The sequence below is a fragment of the Buttiauxella sp. AC038 genome, from assembly GCF_979253565.1.
The window spans coordinates 64,499-82,602 of the sequence record NZ_CEEDCQ010000001.1; the positions used below are offsets into that span (position 1 = coordinate 64,499).

An 18,104-nucleotide genomic window follows, 5' to 3' on the forward strand; every position below is an offset into this window, starting at 1 on the left:
GATCAAAAAAATCCCGCAAAGCCATGAGCTTTGCGGGATGAATGAAAAGTGAGCGCACGCTTACTTTTTAGATTACTTACCGATACAGAAGCTGGAGAAAATGCGGCCAAGCAAATCGTCAGAGGTAAATTCACCGGTGATTTCGCTCAGGCTCTGCTGAGAAAGACGTAGCTCTTCAGCCAGCAATTCCCCGGCCCATGCGCCCAGAAGTTGCGCTTTGCCTTGTTGTAGATGGGTTGCCGCTTGTTCGAGGGCCTGCAAGTGGCGACGACGCGCCAGGAAGCCGCCTTCCATATTGGTTTCAAAGCCCATGCTCTGTTTTAGATGATCGCGCAGCACATCTACGCCTTCACCGGTACGCGCAGACAGGCGTACAAGTGAGTGACCATTCACATCGCTCAGGCCCAGCGTTTCGCCGGTGACGTCCGCTTTGTTACGCACAACTGTAATTGGCAAACGTGCTGGCAGGCGCGCAATAAAGTCTGGCCAAATATCTGCAGGGTCTGTGGCATCGGTGGTGGTCCCATCAACCATAAACAATACACGGTCTGCTTGTTCGATCTCATTCCACGCACGTTCGATACCGATACGCTCAACTTCGTCGCTTGCTTCGCGAAGCCCTGCGGTATCGATGATATGCAGTGGCATACCGTCGATATGGATATGTTCACGCAAGACATCGCGAGTTGTTCCGGCAATATCCGTCACAATTGCCGCTTCGCGGCCCGCAAGGGCGTTCAGTAGGCTCGATTTCCCGGCGTTTGGACGACCGGCAATCACTACCTTCATCCCTTCGCGCAGCAGACTTCCCTGGCGCGCTTCGGCACGCACAGCATCCAGATCGTCAATTACCTGGTTCAGCTGCGCTTCGATTTTGCCGTCAGAGAGGAAATCGATCTCTTCATCCGGGAAATCAATTGCCGCTTCTACGTAAATACGTAGATGAGTCAGCGCTTCGACCAGATGGTTAACCCGTGCAGAGAAAGCCCCCTGCAAAGAGTTTAAGGCTGAGCGAGCTGCTTGTTCTGAGCTGGCATCAATCAGGTCAGCAATCGCTTCAGCCTGAGCCAAATCCAGCTTGTCATTCAGGAATGCACGCTCGGAGAACTCACCAGGCCTTGCGATACGCAGCCCTGGGAGCGCCAGGATGCGTTTTAACAGCAAGTCGAGGATAACTGGACCACCGTGCCCCTGAAATTCCAACACGTCTTCACCTGTGAAGGAATTTGGCCCAGGGAACCACAGCGCGATGCCTTGATCGAGCACGCTGCCGTCCGCATCACGGAATGGCAGGTAATCGGCATAGCGTGGCTTGGGGAGTTTACCCAAAATCGCTTGCGCGACTTCACGAGCTTGCAGGCCTGAGACGCGCAGGATACCGACTCCACCACGTCCCGGCGGAGTCGCCTGGGCAACGATTGTCTCGTTATGGCTCATAATTTTCCCTTTCGAGATGGCTGGTGGATGACGCTTCGCTTATCCACCCTACAAAATAAAAAAGGCGGTCTATTGACCGCCTTTCGTAAGCTTCTAGCTAATTGTTATCAGGTCTTTTTCTTATCGCGGCTGTGTAAGCCACGTTTCTCAAGACCGCGATAAATCAGCTGCTGCTGGATGATGGTCACGGTGTTACTGACGATATAGTACAGTACCAGGCCTGACGGGAACCACAGGAAGAACACCGTGAAGATGACCGGCATAAAGGTCATGATCTTCTGCTGCATCGGGTCGGTCACAGTGGTCGGCGACATCTTCTGAATGAAGAACATCGTCAAGCCCATCAGGATCGGCAGGATGTAGTACGGGTCTTGTGCAGACAAGTCATGAATCCACAGTGCGAACGGCGCATGGCGCAGTTCCACAGAACCCATCAGCATGTAGTACAACGCCAGGAAGATTGGCATCTGGATAACCAGCGGGAGACAACCACCCAACGGGTTAACTTTCTCAGCTTTATACAACGCCATCATTTCTTGGCTCTGGCGCTGTTTATCGTCACCAATACGTTCACGCATGGCGGCCAGTTTCGGCTGCAACATACGCATTTTCGCCATGGAGGTGTACTGCGCTTTAGTCAGCGGGTACATGATGCCACGAACGATAAAGGTGATTACGATAATGGAGAAGCCCCAGTTACCGATGAAGCTGTGCAGGAATTTCAACAGCTTGAACAGCGGCTGAGAAATAAACCACAACCAACCATAATCCACTGTCAGGTCAAGGTGCGGCGCAACGGCTGCCATTTTGTCCTGAATTTCCGGGCCGACCCACAGGGTGCTACCCAGTTTGGCGGTCTGACCTGGCTGAACTAGTTGCGGCGAGGATTTATAACCAATCGCTGCCACATCGTTGTTCAGTTTGGTGGTATAGAAGTTGTTGGTACCCTGATTATTTGGAACCCACGCTGTTGCGAAATACTGCTGCAACATCGCAACCCAACCATTGCTGGCGTTAACGTTCAGGTTTTCACCATCAGCGATTTTATCGAATTTATATTTTTCGTATTTCGCATCTGGAGTTGAGTACGCAGCACCACGGAAGGTATGCAACGCAAAGTTGTTGCTTCCTGTATCGCGGTGAGTCGGCAGATTGATGGACTGCTTCAACTGACCAAAAGTAGCCAGCTCCAGCGGTTTCTCACCGGCGTTCTTCACATCGTAATTCACGCTTACCGCGAACTCGCCGCGTTTCAGGGTGAAGGATTTAGTGAAGGTATTGCCCGCCGCATCGGTATACGTCATTGGGATAACGATTTCGTTCTGGCCTTCTGGCAGCACGAAAGTATCGCTAGCAACGTTATACAGAGGACGCTCACCATTAGCCGGGTTATCCGGGCCATCGCGACCGGTCAGGCCACTTTGTGCCTGGTAGACAAACTCTGGCGTAGTTTCCAGTAACTGGAACGGCTCATTAGATTTGAGCTCTTTCGGGTAGGTCAATAACAGCGCCTGCTCAACATCACCACCACGGGTGTTGATGGAAAGCTCAAGAACGTCAGTTTTAACCGTGATGATTTTACCCTGGCCACTGGTCGGCACACCCTGGTTTGCGGCGTTACCTGCTGCGGTGGTCGTAGTCTGCGTGGTCTGTTGCACCTGAGGTTGTGGAGCGTGGTCCTGCTCCCAGGCTTGCCAGATCATGAAAGACACGAACAACAAAGCGATGAGAAAGAGATTGCGTTGCGAATCCATCGTTAGTGTTCTCTGGTATCAAAAGGTCCAGGTGGGACGGGATCGTCTCCACCGGGGTTCAAAGGGTGGCATTTTAATACGCGTTTCACTGTCAACCAACTGCCTTTTAACACCCCAAACCTGCGCAATGCCTCAATTCCGTAGTGAGAACAGGTTGGAGTAAAACGGCAATGCGGCCCGAGAAGCGGACTTATCAGGCGCTGATAGACCCTAATCAGGCCTATCAAGAGCCGGGAGAAAGGCGACAATGACGGCGCCATAACTTTTCCAATGCTTCCGATAAAGCCCGGTTATCCAGGTCTGCAACCCCTTTCTTAGCCACTACCACGAAATCCATTGGAGGAAGTTCGTGCTGACGCAAACGGAAACTCTCACGCGTCAGACGTTTAATCCGATTGCGTTCGTGTGCACGTTTAACATTTTTCTTAGCGACTGTAAGACCGATGCGGGGATGCCCCAGCGAATTTAGGCGGCCGAGGATGGTGATTTGCGGCGTGCCAGCCCGTTGAGGCTGCTGGAAGACGAAAGTGAAATGAGTGGGAGTTAACAAGCGTAACTCCCTGGGAAATGCGAGCTTAACCACTCAGGGGTTAGCTTTTATTACTTAGAAACGGTCAGACGGGAACGGCCTTTAGCACGACGACGTGCCAAAACCTGACGACCATTTTTAGTTGCCATACGAGCACGGAAACCGTGTGAACGGTTACGCTTCAGTACGGACGGTTGAAAAGTGCGTTTCATGGCGATTTCTACCTAAACTTGGATAAATTTCACTGGGTTAGCGAAGAGCCTTGCAGAAACTGCAAACGACTTACGCCTCAGTGTGGCTGATTAAAGAGGCCGGATTGTAATAATTGTACACTCCGGAGTCAATTCTCTTTCCTTATTCCCGTGCCTTAATTCGCTTTTTGACCCCTAAAAAGACCAGGATCTGACCAAAATAAAGCCGTGGTGACACGCGACGGGTGGGGAATTATACGGCGTCCCCATTAAAGCGCAAGGATCGTTGGGGATCTTCCTTAGATCAGATAAGTCGATTTTGTGCACTAGTCATTAAATTTTCCAATATAGGAAGGTAAAGCGCTGTGCGTCTGACAGGATCGTTTACACTTAGACTCCACAAAACAGCCCTGTGGATAAATCGGGAAGAAACTGTGAGAAACAGAAGATCTCTGGCGTACTTTAGGCTATGATCCGCGGTCCCGATCGTGATCCTTTAGCGTTCACCCTGGGGTAAACCGCAGATAGCGGTTCGCACGCTTCCCGAATCGGGGTTCCGTTGAGGAAGAGTCGGCGTGTGTCAACAATCATGAATATAAACTTTCAGTCTTCGTCATTTTATCGACTTTGTTCGAGTGGAGTCCGCCGTGTCACTTTCGCTTTGGCAGCAGTGTCTTGCCCGATTGCAGGATGAGTTACCAGCCACAGAATTCAGTATGTGGATACGCCCCCTACAGGCGGAACTGAGCGATAACACGCTGGCCCTGTATGCTCCAAACCGTTTTGTTCTCGACTGGGTGCGAGATAAGTACCTTAATAACATCAATGGCTTGCTGAATGATTTCTGCGGCACTGATGCACCCGTATTGCGTTTTGAAGTAGGCAGCAAACCGGTCAACCAAACGCTGAATCAGCAGACTGTTACTACTGCTCCGGCGCATGTACACATCGCGCGCCCTACTACTCATCTTCGCCCAAGCTGGGATAATTCTCCGGCTCCGGCTGAACACTCCTATCGCTCTAACGTTAACGTAAAACATACTTTCGATAACTTCGTTGAAGGTAAGTCGAACCAACTGGCTCGCGCGGCAGCACGTCAGGTGGCAGACAACCCAGGTGGCGCTTACAACCCTTTATTCCTTTATGGCGGCACGGGTCTTGGTAAAACGCACCTTTTGCATGCTGTTGGCAACGGTATTATTGCGCGCAAACCGAATGCAAAAGTGGTGTACATGCATTCTGAACGTTTCGTTCAGGACATGGTAAAAGCACTGCAAAATAACGCTATTGAAGAGTTCAAACGTTACTACCGTTCTGTTGATGCGCTGCTGATTGATGACATTCAATTCTTTGCTAATAAAGAACGTTCACAAGAAGAATTCTTCCACACCTTCAACGCCTTGCTTGAAGGTAACCAGCAGATCATTCTGACTTCGGATCGTTATCCAAAAGAGATCAATGGGGTTGAAGATCGTCTGAAATCTCGCTTCGGTTGGGGGCTCACAGTTGCGATTGAGCCACCAGAACTGGAAACGCGTGTTGCGATCCTGATGAAAAAAGCAGACGAGAACGATATCCGTCTGCCTGGTGAAGTGGCCTTCTTTATTGCTAAGCGTTTACGTTCAAACGTGCGTGAGCTTGAAGGGGCATTGAACCGTGTTATCGCCAACGCCAACTTTACTGGCCGGGCGATTACTATCGACTTCGTGCGTGAAGCGCTGCGTGACTTGCTGGCGCTGCAAGAGAAGCTTGTCACCATCGACAATATTCAGAAGACGGTGGCAGAGTACTATAAAATAAAGATTGCTGACCTGTTGTCCAAGCGTCGTTCCCGCTCTGTTGCCCGTCCACGTCAAATGGCAATGGCACTGGCGAAGGAACTGACGAACCACAGCTTGCCAGAAATCGGCGATGCCTTTGGTGGCCGCGACCATACTACGGTTCTGCATGCCTGCCGTAAGATTGAGCAGTTGCGTGAAGAAAGCCACGACATCAAAGAAGATTTCTCTAACCTAATCAGAACATTATCTTCGTGACGCTATGAAATTTACCGTTGAACGTGAAACTTTATTAAAACCGCTGCAACAGGTGAGTGGCCCGTTAGGTGGCCGTCCGACGTTACCGATTCTCGGCAATCTGCTGTTGCAAGTCGCGGAAGGAACTCTTTCATTAACAGGTACTGACCTGGAAATGGAGATGGTGGCGCGTGTCGCGTTGGTGCAACCGCATGAGCCGGGTGCCACAACGGTTCCAGCACGTAAATTTTTCGATATCTGCCGTGGTTTGCCGGAAGGTGCAGAAATCGCTGTTACGCTTGAGGGCGACCGTATGTTGGTGCGCTCCGGGCGTAGCCGTTTCTCGCTCTCGACGCTGCCTGCTGCTGATTTCCCGAACCTGGACGACTGGCAGAGCGAAGTAGAATTCACGCTCCCGCAAGCGACCATGAAACGCCTGATTGAAGCCACGCAATTTTCTATGGCGCATCAGGACGTTCGTTACTATTTGAACGGCATGTTGTTTGAAACCGAAGGCGAAGAGTTACGCACCGTGGCGACCGATGGTCACCGCCTGGCTGTGTGTTCTATGCCGGTCGGTCAGTCTCTGCCAAACCATTCGGTGATCGTGCCGCGTAAAGGCGTGATTGAGCTGATGCGTATGTTGGATGGCGGCGATTCACCGTTGCGTATCCAGATCGGCAGCAACAACATCCGCGCTCACGTCGGCGACTTTATCTTCACATCCAAACTGGTTGATGGCCGTTTCCCGGATTATCGTCGTGTATTGCCGAAGAATCCTGATAAACACCTCGATGCCAGCTGCGATTTGCTGAAACAAGCGTTTTCACGTGCGGCTATTCTCTCAAACGAGAAATTCCGTGGTGTTCGTCTGCAAGTGATTGCCAATCAGTTGAAAATCACCGCTAACAACCCGGAACAGGAAGAAGCCGAAGAGATTCTCGACGTCACTTATGACGGCACAGATATGGAAATCGGCTTCAACGTCAGTTACGTGCTTGATGTTCTGAATGCACTCAAATGCGAGAACGTGCGCATTTTGCTCACCGATTCTGTTTCCAGTGTGCAGATTGAAGATGCAGCTTCTCAGGCGGCGGCCTACGTCGTCATGCCAATGCGTCTTTAGTATCGGGCTATCTTACTTGTTATTCTGGTTCCGGGCAGTGCTGACAATCCTCACGTACTTCAGTACGCTCCGGTTGTTGCGCGCTGGCCGTAATCAGACTAACTGCGCCGATAACGCCCTGGTTGTGAGTTAAATATGTCGCTGTCGCGTTTATTGATTAAAGACTTTCGAAATATCGAAGATGCGGATCTGGCTCTGTCTCCAGGGTTTAATTTCCTGGTCGGAGCCAACGGAAGTGGCAAAACCAGCGTGCTTGAGGCGATTTATACCCTCGGGCACGGTCGCGCTTTTCGCAGTCTGAAAATTGAGCGCGTCATTCGCCATGAAACAGAATCCTTTGTACTGCATGGGCGTATACAGAACGGTGAGCGGGAAACCTCTGTTGGCCTGACCAAAGACCGTGCAGGCGACAGCAAAGTGCGTATCGATGGCAGCGACGGCCACAAAGTGGCTGAACTTGCTCTATTGATGCCAATGCAACTTATCACTCCTGAAGGGTTTACATTGCTCAACGGCGGTCCCAAATTCCGTAGAGCTTTCCTCGATTGGGGATGTTTCCACAACGAACCAGGTTTTTTTGTCGCCTGGAGCAATCTCAAGCGCCTGTTAAAGCAACGTAACGCTGCGTTGCGCCAGGTAACGCGTTATGCGCAACTGCGGCCATGGGATCAAGAACTTATCCCACTAGCGGAGCAAATTAGCCGCTGGCGTGCTGAATACAGTGCAGCCATTGCCGATGACATGGCTGATACCTGTGCGCAATTTCTACCAGAGTTCTCGCTAAACTTCTCTTTCCAGCGCGGCTGGGAAAAAGAGAGTGACTACGGCGAGCTACTGGAACGCAATTTCGAACGCGACAGAATGCTGACCTACACCGCCCACGGCCCCCACAAAGCTGATTTTCGGATCCGTGCTGACGGTGCGCCGGTAGAAGATACTCTGTCGCGAGGGCAGCTTAAATTACTGATGTGCGCCTTAAGACTGGCGCAGGGTGAGTTTCTCACCCGACAGAACGGGCGACGTTGCCTGTATCTGATAGATGATTTTGCCTCTGAACTAGATGATGCACGCCGTGGTCTATTAGCCAGCCGGTTAAAGGCGACGGAATCACAAGTTTTTGTTAGCGCGATTAGCGCAGAACATGTGATGGATATGGCGGACAAAAATTCGAAGATGTTCGCCGTGGATCAGGGTAAAATAACGGATTAACCCAAGAATAAATGAGCGAGAAACGTTGATGTCGAATTCTTATGACTCCTCCAGTATCAAAGTCCTTAAAGGGCTGGATGCGGTACGTAAGCGCCCGGGAATGTATATCGGTGATACGGATGACGGCACCGGTCTGCACCACATGGTATTTGAGGTCGTAGATAACGCTATCGACGAAGCACTTGCCGGTCACTGTAAAGACATCGTTGTCACCATTCATGCTGATAACTCTGTCTCAGTAACCGATGATGGTCGTGGTATTCCTACTGGTATTCACCCGGAAGAAGGTGTGTCTGCTGCCGAAGTTATTATGACCGTGCTTCATGCCGGCGGTAAGTTCGATGACAACTCCTACAAAGTTTCTGGTGGTCTGCACGGTGTGGGTGTTTCGGTTGTTAACGCCCTGTCCCAGAAGCTGGAACTGCTGATTCGCCGCGAAGGCAAAGTGCACCAGCAAACTTATGTTCACGGTGTGCCACAAGCGCCGCTGGCGGCAACGGGTGATACCGATGCAACCGGTACGCAAGTCCGTTTCTGGCCAAGCCACGACACCTTCACCAATGTGATTGAGTTTGAATACGACATTCTGGCTAAACGCCTGCGCGAATTGTCGTTCCTGAACTCTGGTGTTTCTATCCGCCTGATTGATAAGCGTGATGGCCGCCAGGACCACTTCCACTACGAAGGTGGTATCCGTGCGTTTGTTGAATACCTCAACAAAAACAAAACTCCAATTCACCCAACTGTGTTCTATTTCAGCACTGAAAAAGACGGCATTGGCGTAGAAGTGGCGTTGCAGTGGAACGATGGTTTCCAGGAAAACATCTACTGCTTTACCAACAACATCCCGCAGCGCGATGGTGGTACTCACCTGGCAGGTTTCCGCTCGGCGATGACGCGTACATTGAACGCGTATATGGAAAAAGAAGGCTACAGCAAAAAAGCGAAAGTTAGCGCCACCGGTGACGATGCCCGTGAAGGCTTGATTGCTGTTGTCTCCGTAAAAGTTCCAGACCCTAAATTCTCTTCTCAGACCAAAGACAAACTGGTTTCTTCTGAAGTGAAAACAGCGGTTGAGCAGCAGATGAACGAACTGCTGTCTGAATACCTGTTGGAACACCCGTCTGACGCGAAAATCGTGGTCGGTAAAATTATTGATGCCGCTCGTGCTCGTGAAGCAGCACGTCGTGCACGTGAAATGACCCGTCGTAAAGGCGCGCTGGACCTGGCAGGCTTGCCAGGCAAACTGGCTGATTGCCAGGAACGCGACCCGGCTCACTCCGAACTGTACCTTGTGGAAGGGGACTCAGCGGGCGGCTCTGCAAAACAGGGGCGTAACCGTAAGAACCAGGCGATCCTGCCACTGAAAGGTAAAATTCTGAACGTTGAGAAAGCGCGCTTTGACAAAATGCTCGCCTCTCAGGAAGTTGCCACGCTGATTACCGCGTTGGGCTGCGGCATTGGCCGTGACGAATACAACCCGGACAAACTGCGTTACCACAGCATCATCATCATGACGGATGCGGACGTCGATGGCTCACACATTCGTACTCTGCTGTTGACCTTCTTCTACCGTCAGATGCCTGAAATCGTTGAGCGCGGCCATGTGTATATCGCACAGCCACCGCTGTACAAAGTGAAGAAAGGCAAGCAAGAACAGTACATCAAAGATGATGAAGCGATGGACCAATACCAGATTGCAATCGCTCTGGATGGCGCAACGCTGCACACCAATGCTCACGCACCAGCCATTGCTGGCGAAGCGCTGGAAAAACTGGTGTCTGAGTTTAAAGCCTGCCAGAAAATGATTGGCCGCATGGAGCGCCGTTATCCGCGCAACTTGCTGAACAACCTGGTTTATCACTCAACACTTGCTGATGCCGACTTGGTTGACGAAAGCAAAGTGACAGCCTGGGTTTCTGCTCTGGTCACCGCACTGAACGAAAACGAACAGCACGGCAGTACCTGGAACTCTCTGGTTCGTCATAACCGTGAACTGAATCTTTTTGAACCGGTAATTCGTGTGCGTACCCACGGCGTTGATACTGACTATCCGCTGGAGCAAGAGTTTATCGTTGGTGGCGAATACCGTCGTATTTGCACGCTGGGCGAGAAACTGCGCGGTCTTATCGAAGAAGATGCGTTCATCGAACGTGGCGAGCGCCAACAGCCAGTTGCCAGCTTCGAGCAGGCGCTGGAGTGGTTGGGCAAAGAGTCCCGTCGTGGCCTGTCTATTCAGCGCTACAAAGGTTTGGGCGAAATGAACCCGGATCAGCTGTGGGAAACCACAATGGATCCACAAAGCCGCCGCATGCTGCGCGTGACTGTTAAAGACGCGATTGCAGCGGATCAGCTGTTCACCACCCTGATGGGTGATGCGGTTGAACCACGTCGCGCATTTATCGAAGAAAACGCCCTGAAAGCGGCGAACATCGATATCTAATCTCTACCCGTTGGTGGGCGTCTGCCCACCAATAATCTCACTCTCTCGCACCTCTATTTCTCCACGCTAATATCCGTCAATGACTACACTTCTAATGCACACTTCGTGATTGCAGAGGACACGGTCATGGGTTTATTCGATCAAGTTACTGGCATGATGGGGGGTGGCGATGCAGGTAAATTCAAAGTCATCCTTACGTGGATTAATGAACAAGGCGGCATTCAGACGATTCTTGAGCGGTTTCGCGAAAAGGGTTTCTCTGATGTGGTTACCTCCTGGCTGAGCGGCGCGCATAACCAAAGCGTTAGCCCAGAGCAAATGCAAGACGTGCTGGGCACACCAGCAATCAGCGGTCTGGCTGAAAAACTCGGGATTGATGTGGGAAGCGCATCGCAACTACTCGCAGAGCAGTTCCCGAAAATTGTTGATACGCTTTCACCCGCAGGTGAAGTTGCTCACGACGAAGATTTGCTGACTAAAGGCTTCCATATGCTAAAGGATAAATTCTTCAGCTAATACCCGTCATACTTCAAGCCGCAGATGCGTTGGCTGCAACTCGAATTATTTTGGGTATAAACGCCACACTCTACGGGTGGCGTTTTTTTATGCTTAAAACGGACCTTTTTCATTCGAAACGTAGCGCTATTTTTGCAGGCTTAATCGCGTTAGCATGAGATAAACTCATTACCTCAGAAAATCCTATGACTATAAAACTTATTGCTATTGATATGGACGGCACATTGTTGCTGCCTGACCACACCATTTCTCCAGCCGTTAAAGCCGCCATCGCCAGTGCGCGCGAACGTGGCGTAAACGTTGTTTTGTGTACCGGACGCCCTTTTGCAGGTGTTGAGAGCTATCTCCGCGAGCTGCATATGGATAAGCCGAATGATTACTGCATCACCTATAACGGAGCTCTGGTGCAGAAAGCGAGCGACGGCAGCAGTGTGGCGCAAACCGCACTTAGCTATGATGACTACCGTTATCTGGAACAGCTTTCCCGTGATGTTGGTTCTCACTTCCATGCGCTGGACAGGCACACGTTGTACACCGCGAACCGCGATATCAGCTATTACACCGTTCATGAATCCTTTATCGCTAATATCCCGCTGGTGTTCAGCGAGCCAGAAAATATGGATAAAAACGGTGCGTACCTGAAAGTGATGATGATCGACGAGCCGGCTATTTTGGATAAAGCGATCGCTAAAATTCCAGCCGATGTTTATGAGCGCTATACCCTGCTGAAAAGCTCGCCATACTTCCTGGAAATTCTCGATAAGCGCGTCAACAAAGGTACGGGCGTGAAAGCGCTGGCAGAATCTCTCGGCATCAAGCAAGAAGAAGTGATGACGCTGGGCGACCAGGAAAACGACATCGCGATGCTGGAATATGCGGGCATCGGTGTTGCGATGGATAACGCCATCGATAAAGTTAAAGAAGTCAGTAACTTCGTCACCAAATCAAACCTTGAAGATGGCGTTGCGTACGCGATTGAGAAGTTTGTTTTGAACGACCGATAAAGCATGCACCCCGGTAGTCATTTATGCCGGGGCTTATCTACACTGATACTCATCGGGTCTTATTCTTTAGAAGTTAACCATGCCTTTTCTGACCTCCGCTCGACAATACTGCCTCGACCATTTTTCGGCTTTAAATCATGAACTCCGTTTCTGGCATACATCGGCCACAAAAATGCTTTTTGCTGCTGAGGTCATTGTCGCGCTTGCGCTTGCAGTGTGGGTATCAGAAAAATTAGGGTTACATTTTGCCTGGTGGGCGGCACTCAGCAGCTTTGCCGTGACAAAAGCAACGCCGAAGGAAAGCTCCGTTCGTGCTCTGCAACGATTGCTGGGCACAATAGTTGGGGGCTGCTTTGGTCTCCTCGCCACTGTTGTCGTTCTGCCATATGTCGATGTTGCATTTCTGCTGTGTGGCTTGATTGGCGGGTACACCGTTTATCGCGCTAATGAATCTCCCTGGTCCTATGCCTGGCTGCTCGGTGCGGTTACAGCGATGATGGTTATCATCGATGCACAATCTGTTTCATCATTCCCCGTAGTCGTGAGGTTTACGCTAAGCCGTATTTCGGAAGTTGCCGTGGGGATAAGCATGTGTTTGGTGACGGGTTTTGTCTTCCACTGGATTAGCACATTGCTGAACCTGGCGGGCGATAAATCCCCTGCCGCAACTGCTAGCGTAATTGTCGTCAGTGAATCGGAATGGCGCTCAAAGCGCATATTGCTTGGCGTGGAGGCGGGTATCGCCGTTTTTATTGTCGCGCTCATTTTGTGGCAGGCCAATATCAGCGACCTTTCACAGGCACTGGTAACCGTCATTGCCATTTCTGTTTTACCCGCCGGTAAAAACACCCCTGAAACCAATACGCAAATTATCGACCGCATGGTTCAAAGGCTGGTGGGCTGTTTGCTGGCTGGGATATTGGGCATTCTGCTTCTGCCAGTGCTTCATGGCTCTGCGTGGTTATATATCCTGGCGCTCACTGCCGGGCTGTGGCTGGGCTGCCACCTGCAACAAGGAAGTGATAATGTCAGCTATACAGGCAGGCAATTCACCATCGCGTGGATCATGATTTTCATCCAACCCCATTACTGGTCTGCCGATCCGCATGTCGCTTTGCAGAGATTTTATGGGATCATATTGGGTGTGCTGATGCTTGCCATCATCATGCTGCTAGTACGCGTGCTTAAAGCTCATCTCAGTCATCGTCTCAGGGTAAAACCATGACCAAACAACTCACCTTTGCATCACGTAATCATCAACTCACTAACATCAACACCTGGACGCCAGATAGCCAGTGGCTAGTGTTTGATGTTCGCCCTTCAGGCGCGTCGTTTACCAGTGAAACGATTGAAAGGGTAAACGTGATGACTGGGGAAGTGGAGCTGATCTATCAGGCATCGCATGGCGCGCATGTCGGCGTGGTGACCGTGAACCCGCAGCAACCCGAACGTTATGTCTTTATCCACGGTCCGGAAAACCCTGACGAAACATGGCAATACGATTTCCATCATCGCCGTGGCGTGGTGGTCGAAAATGGCATCGCAACCAATCTCGATGCAATGGATATTACCCCTCCGTTTACCCCCGGCGCTTTGCGTGGCGGCAGCCATGTTCACGTCTGGAGCCCTGATGGTGCGCGCCTGAGCTTTACCTATAACGACCACATCATGCATGAATACGATGCGGCGAAAGATTTGCGTAACGTTGGTATTGCTCTGCCATTCGGCCCGGTGACACCTGTTAAACAGCATCCTCGTGAATATGATGGTAGCCATTATTGCGTGCTGGTGAGCCGCACTACGCCATCACCACAGCCCGGAAGTGATGAAATAAACCGTGCCTATGAAGAAGGTTGGGTGGGCAACCATGGCTATTTAAAACCTGATGGCAGCCAACAGCGTTGGGCGCTGGCATTTATTGGCGATACCGTTTCAGCTAAAGGCGAGAAAGTGCCCGAGCTGTTTATCGTTGATTTGCCTGAAAACAAAGAAGCTTATTTCCAGGCGGGTTCTGAGCCCATTGAAGGAACGCCAACCTCTCTGCCAGCACCACCTGCGGGCATTGAGCAAACACGCCTGACTTTCACTCATCAGCAGCGTTACCCCGGATTAGCTACCCAGCCAAGGCATTGGGTGCGAAGCAGCCCAGACGGCAGCTTACTGGCGTTCTTGATGCGCGATGATGCAGGTATTGTGCAAATGTATCTGATTTCGCCAAACGGTGGGCAGCCACGCCAGCTTACGCATGGGCAAGATGATATCCAGTCGGCGTTTAACTGGCATCCGTCAGGGCAAGCGTTGGGCTTTGTGAGAAAGGGGCAGATTGTCTTGTGCGATTTAAACGATGGTGAAATCACGCCGCTTACAGCAACAGATTGTTGTGCGCCTTCAGCGGATGCGGTGGTGTTTTCACCTGATGGCAAATATATCGCCTGGATGCAGGATGTGGACGGATTCCGTCAGTTATTTATGACGCAAACAGGGCTTTAATTACTGAACAGGCGGGATTACAGAATTGGTTGCCAGATTCTTGCTCTCGCTCGCTTCAACCCTGGATTTTATAGATTTGTCGGTGCGGAACATATCCCACGGCAACAGCACGGTATCCATTACTGCCGTAAACGGCATATCCAGTGCGACAAAAGGTTTGTATCCCCAGCTTGTCTCGCCATCGGCCAGCATTTCGTAACTGGCACGTGTGCCTGGATAGTATCCCTCTTGCCCACCAGTGTGAGTCATCACACTTGAACATCCGCTGACTGTTAGCAATCCGCTGCCGAGAATTAATGTTGGAAGATAGCTTTTCATCATTAGTGTTGCTTATCGTTTCTGGGGGGCCATTTCCGGCCAGGCTGCTCTGGTTTATATCACCCATGCAGATAATTAATATATTGCTCTTGCCACTCTGTGGCGGCTATCGCAGATAAATCCTGTTTACTACCAGGACAGTCTATGTACTGACAGCAGAAGCCGCAAAAAATTTCTTTATGTGGCCTTGAAAAGTGCGAATAAGGACCGATTTTAGAGATGTAGTCAGAAAAAGTACGCCGTAAGGGTACTTGGTTTTAGAAGCCTGTCCATGATGGAAGGCAATGTTTGATTCTCGCTGATTTCAGGAGTTTTTATATATGCGTAATTTCGACCTTTCCCCGCTTTATCGTTCAGCTATTGGTTTTGACCGTCTGTTTAACCTGCTGGAAAACAATCAAAGCCAGAGCAACGGCGGCTATCCTCCATACAATGTTGAATTAGTTGACGAAAATAACTATCGCATTGCGATTGCTGTTGCCGGTTTTGCCGAAAGCGAACTGGACATTACAGCCCAGGATAACCTGCTTGTTATTAAGGGTGCGCATGCAGATCCGCAACCAGAGCGCACTTATCTCTATCAGGGGATTGCTGAGCGCAACTTCGAACGCAAATTCCAGTTAGCGGAAAATATCCACATCCGTGGTGCTAACCTGGTTAACGGCCTGCTGTATATCGACCTGGAACGCGTGATTCCGGAAGCGATGAAACCGCGCCGTATCGAAATCAATTAATTTCAGCGGGTCGCTTTGCGCGGCCCAGGCAATAAAGGCTGGCTTGCCGATAGGGAGCCAATACCAGTTCGCATACTGGTAAGACTTAACTCGCTTCAAAGAAGGAGAAGACTTATGCGTAACCACGATTTATCACCTCTGCTGCGTCAATGGATCGGTTTTGACAAACTGGCTAATGCTTTACAAACAAGCACTGAAGGCCAGTCATTCCCGCCTTACAACATTGAAAAAGGCGATGACAATCATTACCGCATTACGCTTGCGCTGGCAGGGTTCCGCCAGGAAGATCTCGAAATTGAACTCGAAGGTACGCGTCTGCATGTGAAAGGGACGCCGGTTAAACCTGAGAAAGAGCCAACCTGGCTGCATCAAGGGTTAGTGACTCAGCCATTTAATCTGAGCTTTACCCTTGCTGAATATATGAAAGTATCTGGCGCGACGTTTACCAACGGTCTGCTGCATATAGATCTGGTGCGTGAAATCCCTGAAGCCGTTGCGCCAAAACGCATTGCTATCAGCGAACGTCCGGCACTCAACAGCTAAACTAAGTATTCCCTTTTAGGCCCCATTTTATGGGGCCTTTTTTTGTGCTCTGCACCCCATTAACTCCTTCTCCTCTCTGCCAGAATCCCTTGTAACGATGATGTTATTCACAGGGAAATCTTCGATGAGTGGAATAGCGTTAACTGTCAGTATGTTGGCTCTGGTCGCAGTTGTCGGTTTATGGATTGGCAATATCAAAATCCGCGGTGTCGGATTTGGTATCGGTGGCGTGCTGTTCGGCGGGATTATTGTTGGCCATTTCGTTAGTGAGGCTGGGGTAAGTCTGAATGGAGATATGCTTCATTTCATTCAGGAATTCGGCTTGATCCTCTTCGTCTACACCATTGGTATTCAGGTTGGGCCTGGCTTCTTCTCCTCGCTACGCGTTTCCGGTTTACGCCTTAATCTATTTGCTCTTCTGATTGTAGTGATTGGTGCGCTAGTTACGGCACTCGTCCATAAAATCTTCGATGTTCCGCTTCCTGTGGTGCTCGGTGTTTTCTCGGGAGCGGTAACTAACACTCCAGCGTTAGGTGCAGGTCAGCAAATTTTGACCGACCTCGGCACGCCCTCAGAGTTGGTCGATAAAATGGGGATGAGCTACGCGATGGCTTATCCGTTCGGTATTTGCGGGATTCTTCTGACCATGTGGTTAATTCGCATGGTATTTAGAATTAATGTCGATCAAGAAGCACAACGCTTTGATAACAGTAGTGGGCAAAACCACGCGCAACTTCAGACCATGAATATCTGTGTTGCCAACCCTAACCTTAACGGATTACCTATTCAGGAAGTGCCGGTCCTTAATAGCGACACTATTATTTGTTCGCGTTTGAAACGTGGAGAATTGCTGATGGTGCCAGCGCCTGGCACTGTTATTCAAACCGGAGATTTACTCCACCTCGTCGGCCAGGAAAAAGATCTGCACTCTGCATTGCTGGTGATTGGCCAGCAGGTGGATACCTCGCTTTCGACTCGTGGCACAGACCTGCGCGTTGAGCGTGTGGTGGTGACTAACGAGAAAGTGCTCGGCAAAAAAATTCGCGATCTGCATTTAAAACAAAAGTATGACGTGGTGATTTCGCGTCTGAATCGTGCAGGTATTGAACTGGTCGCAAGCAGCAATGCCAGCCTGCAATTTGGTGACATTCTGAACCTGGTGGGCCGCCCGGAATCTATAGAAGCAGTAGCCGCTGAAGTCGGTAACGCGCAACAGAAACTCCAGCAGGTTCAGATGCTTCCGGTATTTATCGGGATTGGTCTTGGGGTGTTGCTCGGTTCTATCCCGCTTTTCATCCCTGGTTTCCCTGTGGCTCTACGCCTTGGGCTGGCAGGTGGGCCGCTTATAATGGCGATCATTCTTGGGCGAATTGGCAGCATCGGTAAGCTCTATTGGTTTATGCCACCAAGTGCGAATCTTGCGCTGCGCGAGCTAGGAATTGTGCTGTTCCTGGCGGTGGTTGGGTTGAAATCTGGCGGTGATTTTGTCAGTACTTTGCTACACGGAGACGGAGTGAGTTGGATTGGCTACGGAATTCTGATTACGGGAATTCCATTGCTGGTTACTGGATTGTTGGCAAGATTACTCGCCAAAATGAATTATCTAACACTATGCGGAATGTTGGCAGGCTCAATGACCGATCCCCCTGCACTGGCCTTTGCCAACGGCTTGCACGCAACCAGTGGAGCTGCAGCACTCTCTTATGCCACTGTTTATCCACTGGTAATGTTCCTGCGCATTATTACGCCGCAGCTATTGGCTGTTATTTTCTGGATCTGACACACAAAGGTGCCC

At 50.6% G+C, this 18,104-nt stretch carries 17 protein-coding genes and 1 other annotated feature; of the genes, 11 read left to right on the forward strand and 6 right to left on the reverse strand.

Features of this window, described 5'->3' with window-relative positions:
- Positions 1–72 precede the first annotated feature (72 nt).
- The 5 genes from mnmE to rpmH form a co-directional block, all read right to left on the reverse strand.
- A complete protein-coding gene (gene mnmE / locus AC0IXI_RS00305) occupies positions 73–1,437 on the reverse strand; it encodes a tRNA uridine-5-carboxymethylaminomethyl(34) synthesis GTPase MnmE (RefSeq protein WP_064514832.1) in 1,365 nt (454 codons plus the stop codon).
- A gap of 107 nt (positions 1,438–1,544) precedes the next feature.
- A complete protein-coding gene (gene yidC, locus AC0IXI_RS00310) occupies positions 1,545–3,191 on the reverse strand; it encodes a membrane protein insertase YidC (protein ID WP_064514830.1) in 1,647 nt (548 codons plus the stop codon).
- Positions 3,192–3,193: 2 nt separating this feature from the next.
- The gene (gene yidD / locus AC0IXI_RS00315; RefSeq protein ID WP_072009476.1) at positions 3,194–3,451 is read right to left on the reverse strand and encodes a membrane protein insertion efficiency factor YidD; all 258 of its coding nucleotides are present in this window, start codon (positions 3,449–3,451) and stop codon (positions 3,194–3,196) included.
- Positions 3,415–3,774, reverse strand: a complete 360-nt coding sequence (gene rnpA / locus AC0IXI_RS00320; RefSeq protein ID WP_034499799.1) for a ribonuclease P protein component — start codon at positions 3,772–3,774, stop codon at positions 3,415–3,417. The genes yidD and rnpA overlap by 37 nt, the downstream gene beginning before the upstream one ends.
- Before the next feature lie 17 nt (positions 3,775–3,791).
- Positions 3,792–3,932 carry a 50S ribosomal protein L34 gene (gene rpmH / locus AC0IXI_RS00325; protein ID WP_003849659.1) on the reverse strand — a complete coding sequence of 47 codons (141 nt, stop codon included), beginning with the start codon at positions 3,930–3,932 and terminating at the stop codon, positions 3,792–3,794.
- Positions 3,933–4,627: 695 nt separating this feature from the next.
- Here rpmH and dnaA point away from each other — a divergent pair.
- From dnaA to AC0IXI_RS00365, 8 genes are all read left to right on the forward strand, one after another.
- Positions 4,628–5,947 (forward strand): chromosomal replication initiator protein DnaA, encoded by a 1,320-nt coding sequence (dnaA, locus tag AC0IXI_RS00330; RefSeq protein WP_422569472.1) that lies wholly within the window; start codon positions 4,628–4,630, stop codon positions 5,945–5,947.
- A gap of 4 nt (positions 5,948–5,951) precedes the next feature.
- Entirely contained in the window at positions 5,952–7,052 is a 1,101-nt protein-coding gene (gene dnaN, locus AC0IXI_RS00335; RefSeq protein WP_064514826.1) for a DNA polymerase III subunit beta, read from the forward strand.
- Between the two features lie 135 nt (positions 7,053–7,187).
- Positions 7,188–8,261 (forward strand): DNA replication/repair protein RecF, encoded by a 1,074-nt coding sequence (gene recF / locus AC0IXI_RS00340; RefSeq protein ID WP_064514824.1) that lies wholly within the window; start codon positions 7,188–7,190, stop codon positions 8,259–8,261.
- A 28-nt stretch (positions 8,262–8,289) separates the two neighbouring features.
- The gene (gene gyrB / locus AC0IXI_RS00345) at positions 8,290–10,704 is read left to right on the forward strand and encodes a DNA topoisomerase (ATP-hydrolyzing) subunit B (protein ID WP_064514822.1); all 2,415 of its coding nucleotides are present in this window, start codon (positions 8,290–8,292) and stop codon (positions 10,702–10,704) included.
- A 126-nt stretch (positions 10,705–10,830) separates the two neighbouring features.
- A complete protein-coding gene (locus AC0IXI_RS00350; protein WP_064514819.1) occupies positions 10,831–11,220 on the forward strand; it encodes a YidB family protein in 390 nt (129 codons plus the stop codon).
- 185 nt (positions 11,221–11,405) lie between these two features.
- On the forward strand, positions 11,406–12,224 hold the full coding sequence (gene yidA, locus AC0IXI_RS00355) for a sugar-phosphatase (RefSeq protein ID WP_064514817.1): 819 nt from the start codon (positions 11,406–11,408) through the stop codon (positions 12,222–12,224).
- 79 nt (positions 12,225–12,303) lie between these two features.
- Positions 12,304–13,449: an FUSC family protein gene (locus AC0IXI_RS00360; RefSeq protein WP_471681786.1), complete on the forward strand. Its 1,146-nt coding sequence runs from the start codon at positions 12,304–12,306 to the stop codon at positions 13,447–13,449.
- Positions 13,446–14,714, forward strand: coding sequence for a DUF3748 domain-containing protein (locus AC0IXI_RS00365; protein ID WP_471681787.1), 1,269 nt, complete (start codon positions 13,446–13,448; stop codon positions 14,712–14,714). The genes AC0IXI_RS00360 and AC0IXI_RS00365 overlap by 4 nt, the downstream gene beginning before the upstream one ends.
- Here AC0IXI_RS00365 and AC0IXI_RS00370 read toward each other — a convergent pair whose 3' ends face one another.
- The gene (locus AC0IXI_RS00370; RefSeq protein WP_064514811.1) at positions 14,715–15,035 is read right to left on the reverse strand and encodes a YceK/YidQ family lipoprotein; all 321 of its coding nucleotides are present in this window, start codon (positions 15,033–15,035) and stop codon (positions 14,715–14,717) included. It abuts the gene before it with no gap.
- Between the two features lie 247 nt (positions 15,036–15,282).
- Positions 15,283–15,359, forward strand: a sequence feature (ROSE (Repression Of Heat Shock gene Expression) occurs in the 5'-region of heat shock genes and acts as an RNA thermometer to modulate expression.).
- Here AC0IXI_RS00370 and ibpA point away from each other — a divergent pair.
- The 3 genes from ibpA to AC0IXI_RS00385 all read left to right on the forward strand — a co-directional run bounded on the left by ibpA (position 15,353) and on the right by AC0IXI_RS00385 (position 18,089).
- Positions 15,353–15,766, forward strand: a complete 414-nt coding sequence (ibpA, locus tag AC0IXI_RS00375; RefSeq protein ID WP_064514809.1) for a small heat shock chaperone IbpA — start codon at positions 15,353–15,355, stop codon at positions 15,764–15,766. (Overlaps the previous feature by 7 nt.)
- Positions 15,767–15,880: 114 nt before the next feature.
- Positions 15,881–16,309, forward strand: coding sequence for a small heat shock chaperone IbpB (gene ibpB / locus AC0IXI_RS00380; RefSeq protein WP_034460659.1), 429 nt, complete (start codon positions 15,881–15,883; stop codon positions 16,307–16,309).
- Positions 16,310–16,433: 124 nt separating this feature from the next.
- A complete protein-coding gene (locus AC0IXI_RS00385) occupies positions 16,434–18,089 on the forward strand; it encodes a putative transporter (RefSeq protein ID WP_424222277.1) in 1,656 nt (551 codons plus the stop codon).
- The last annotated feature ends 15 nt before the right edge of the window (positions 18,090–18,104 follow it).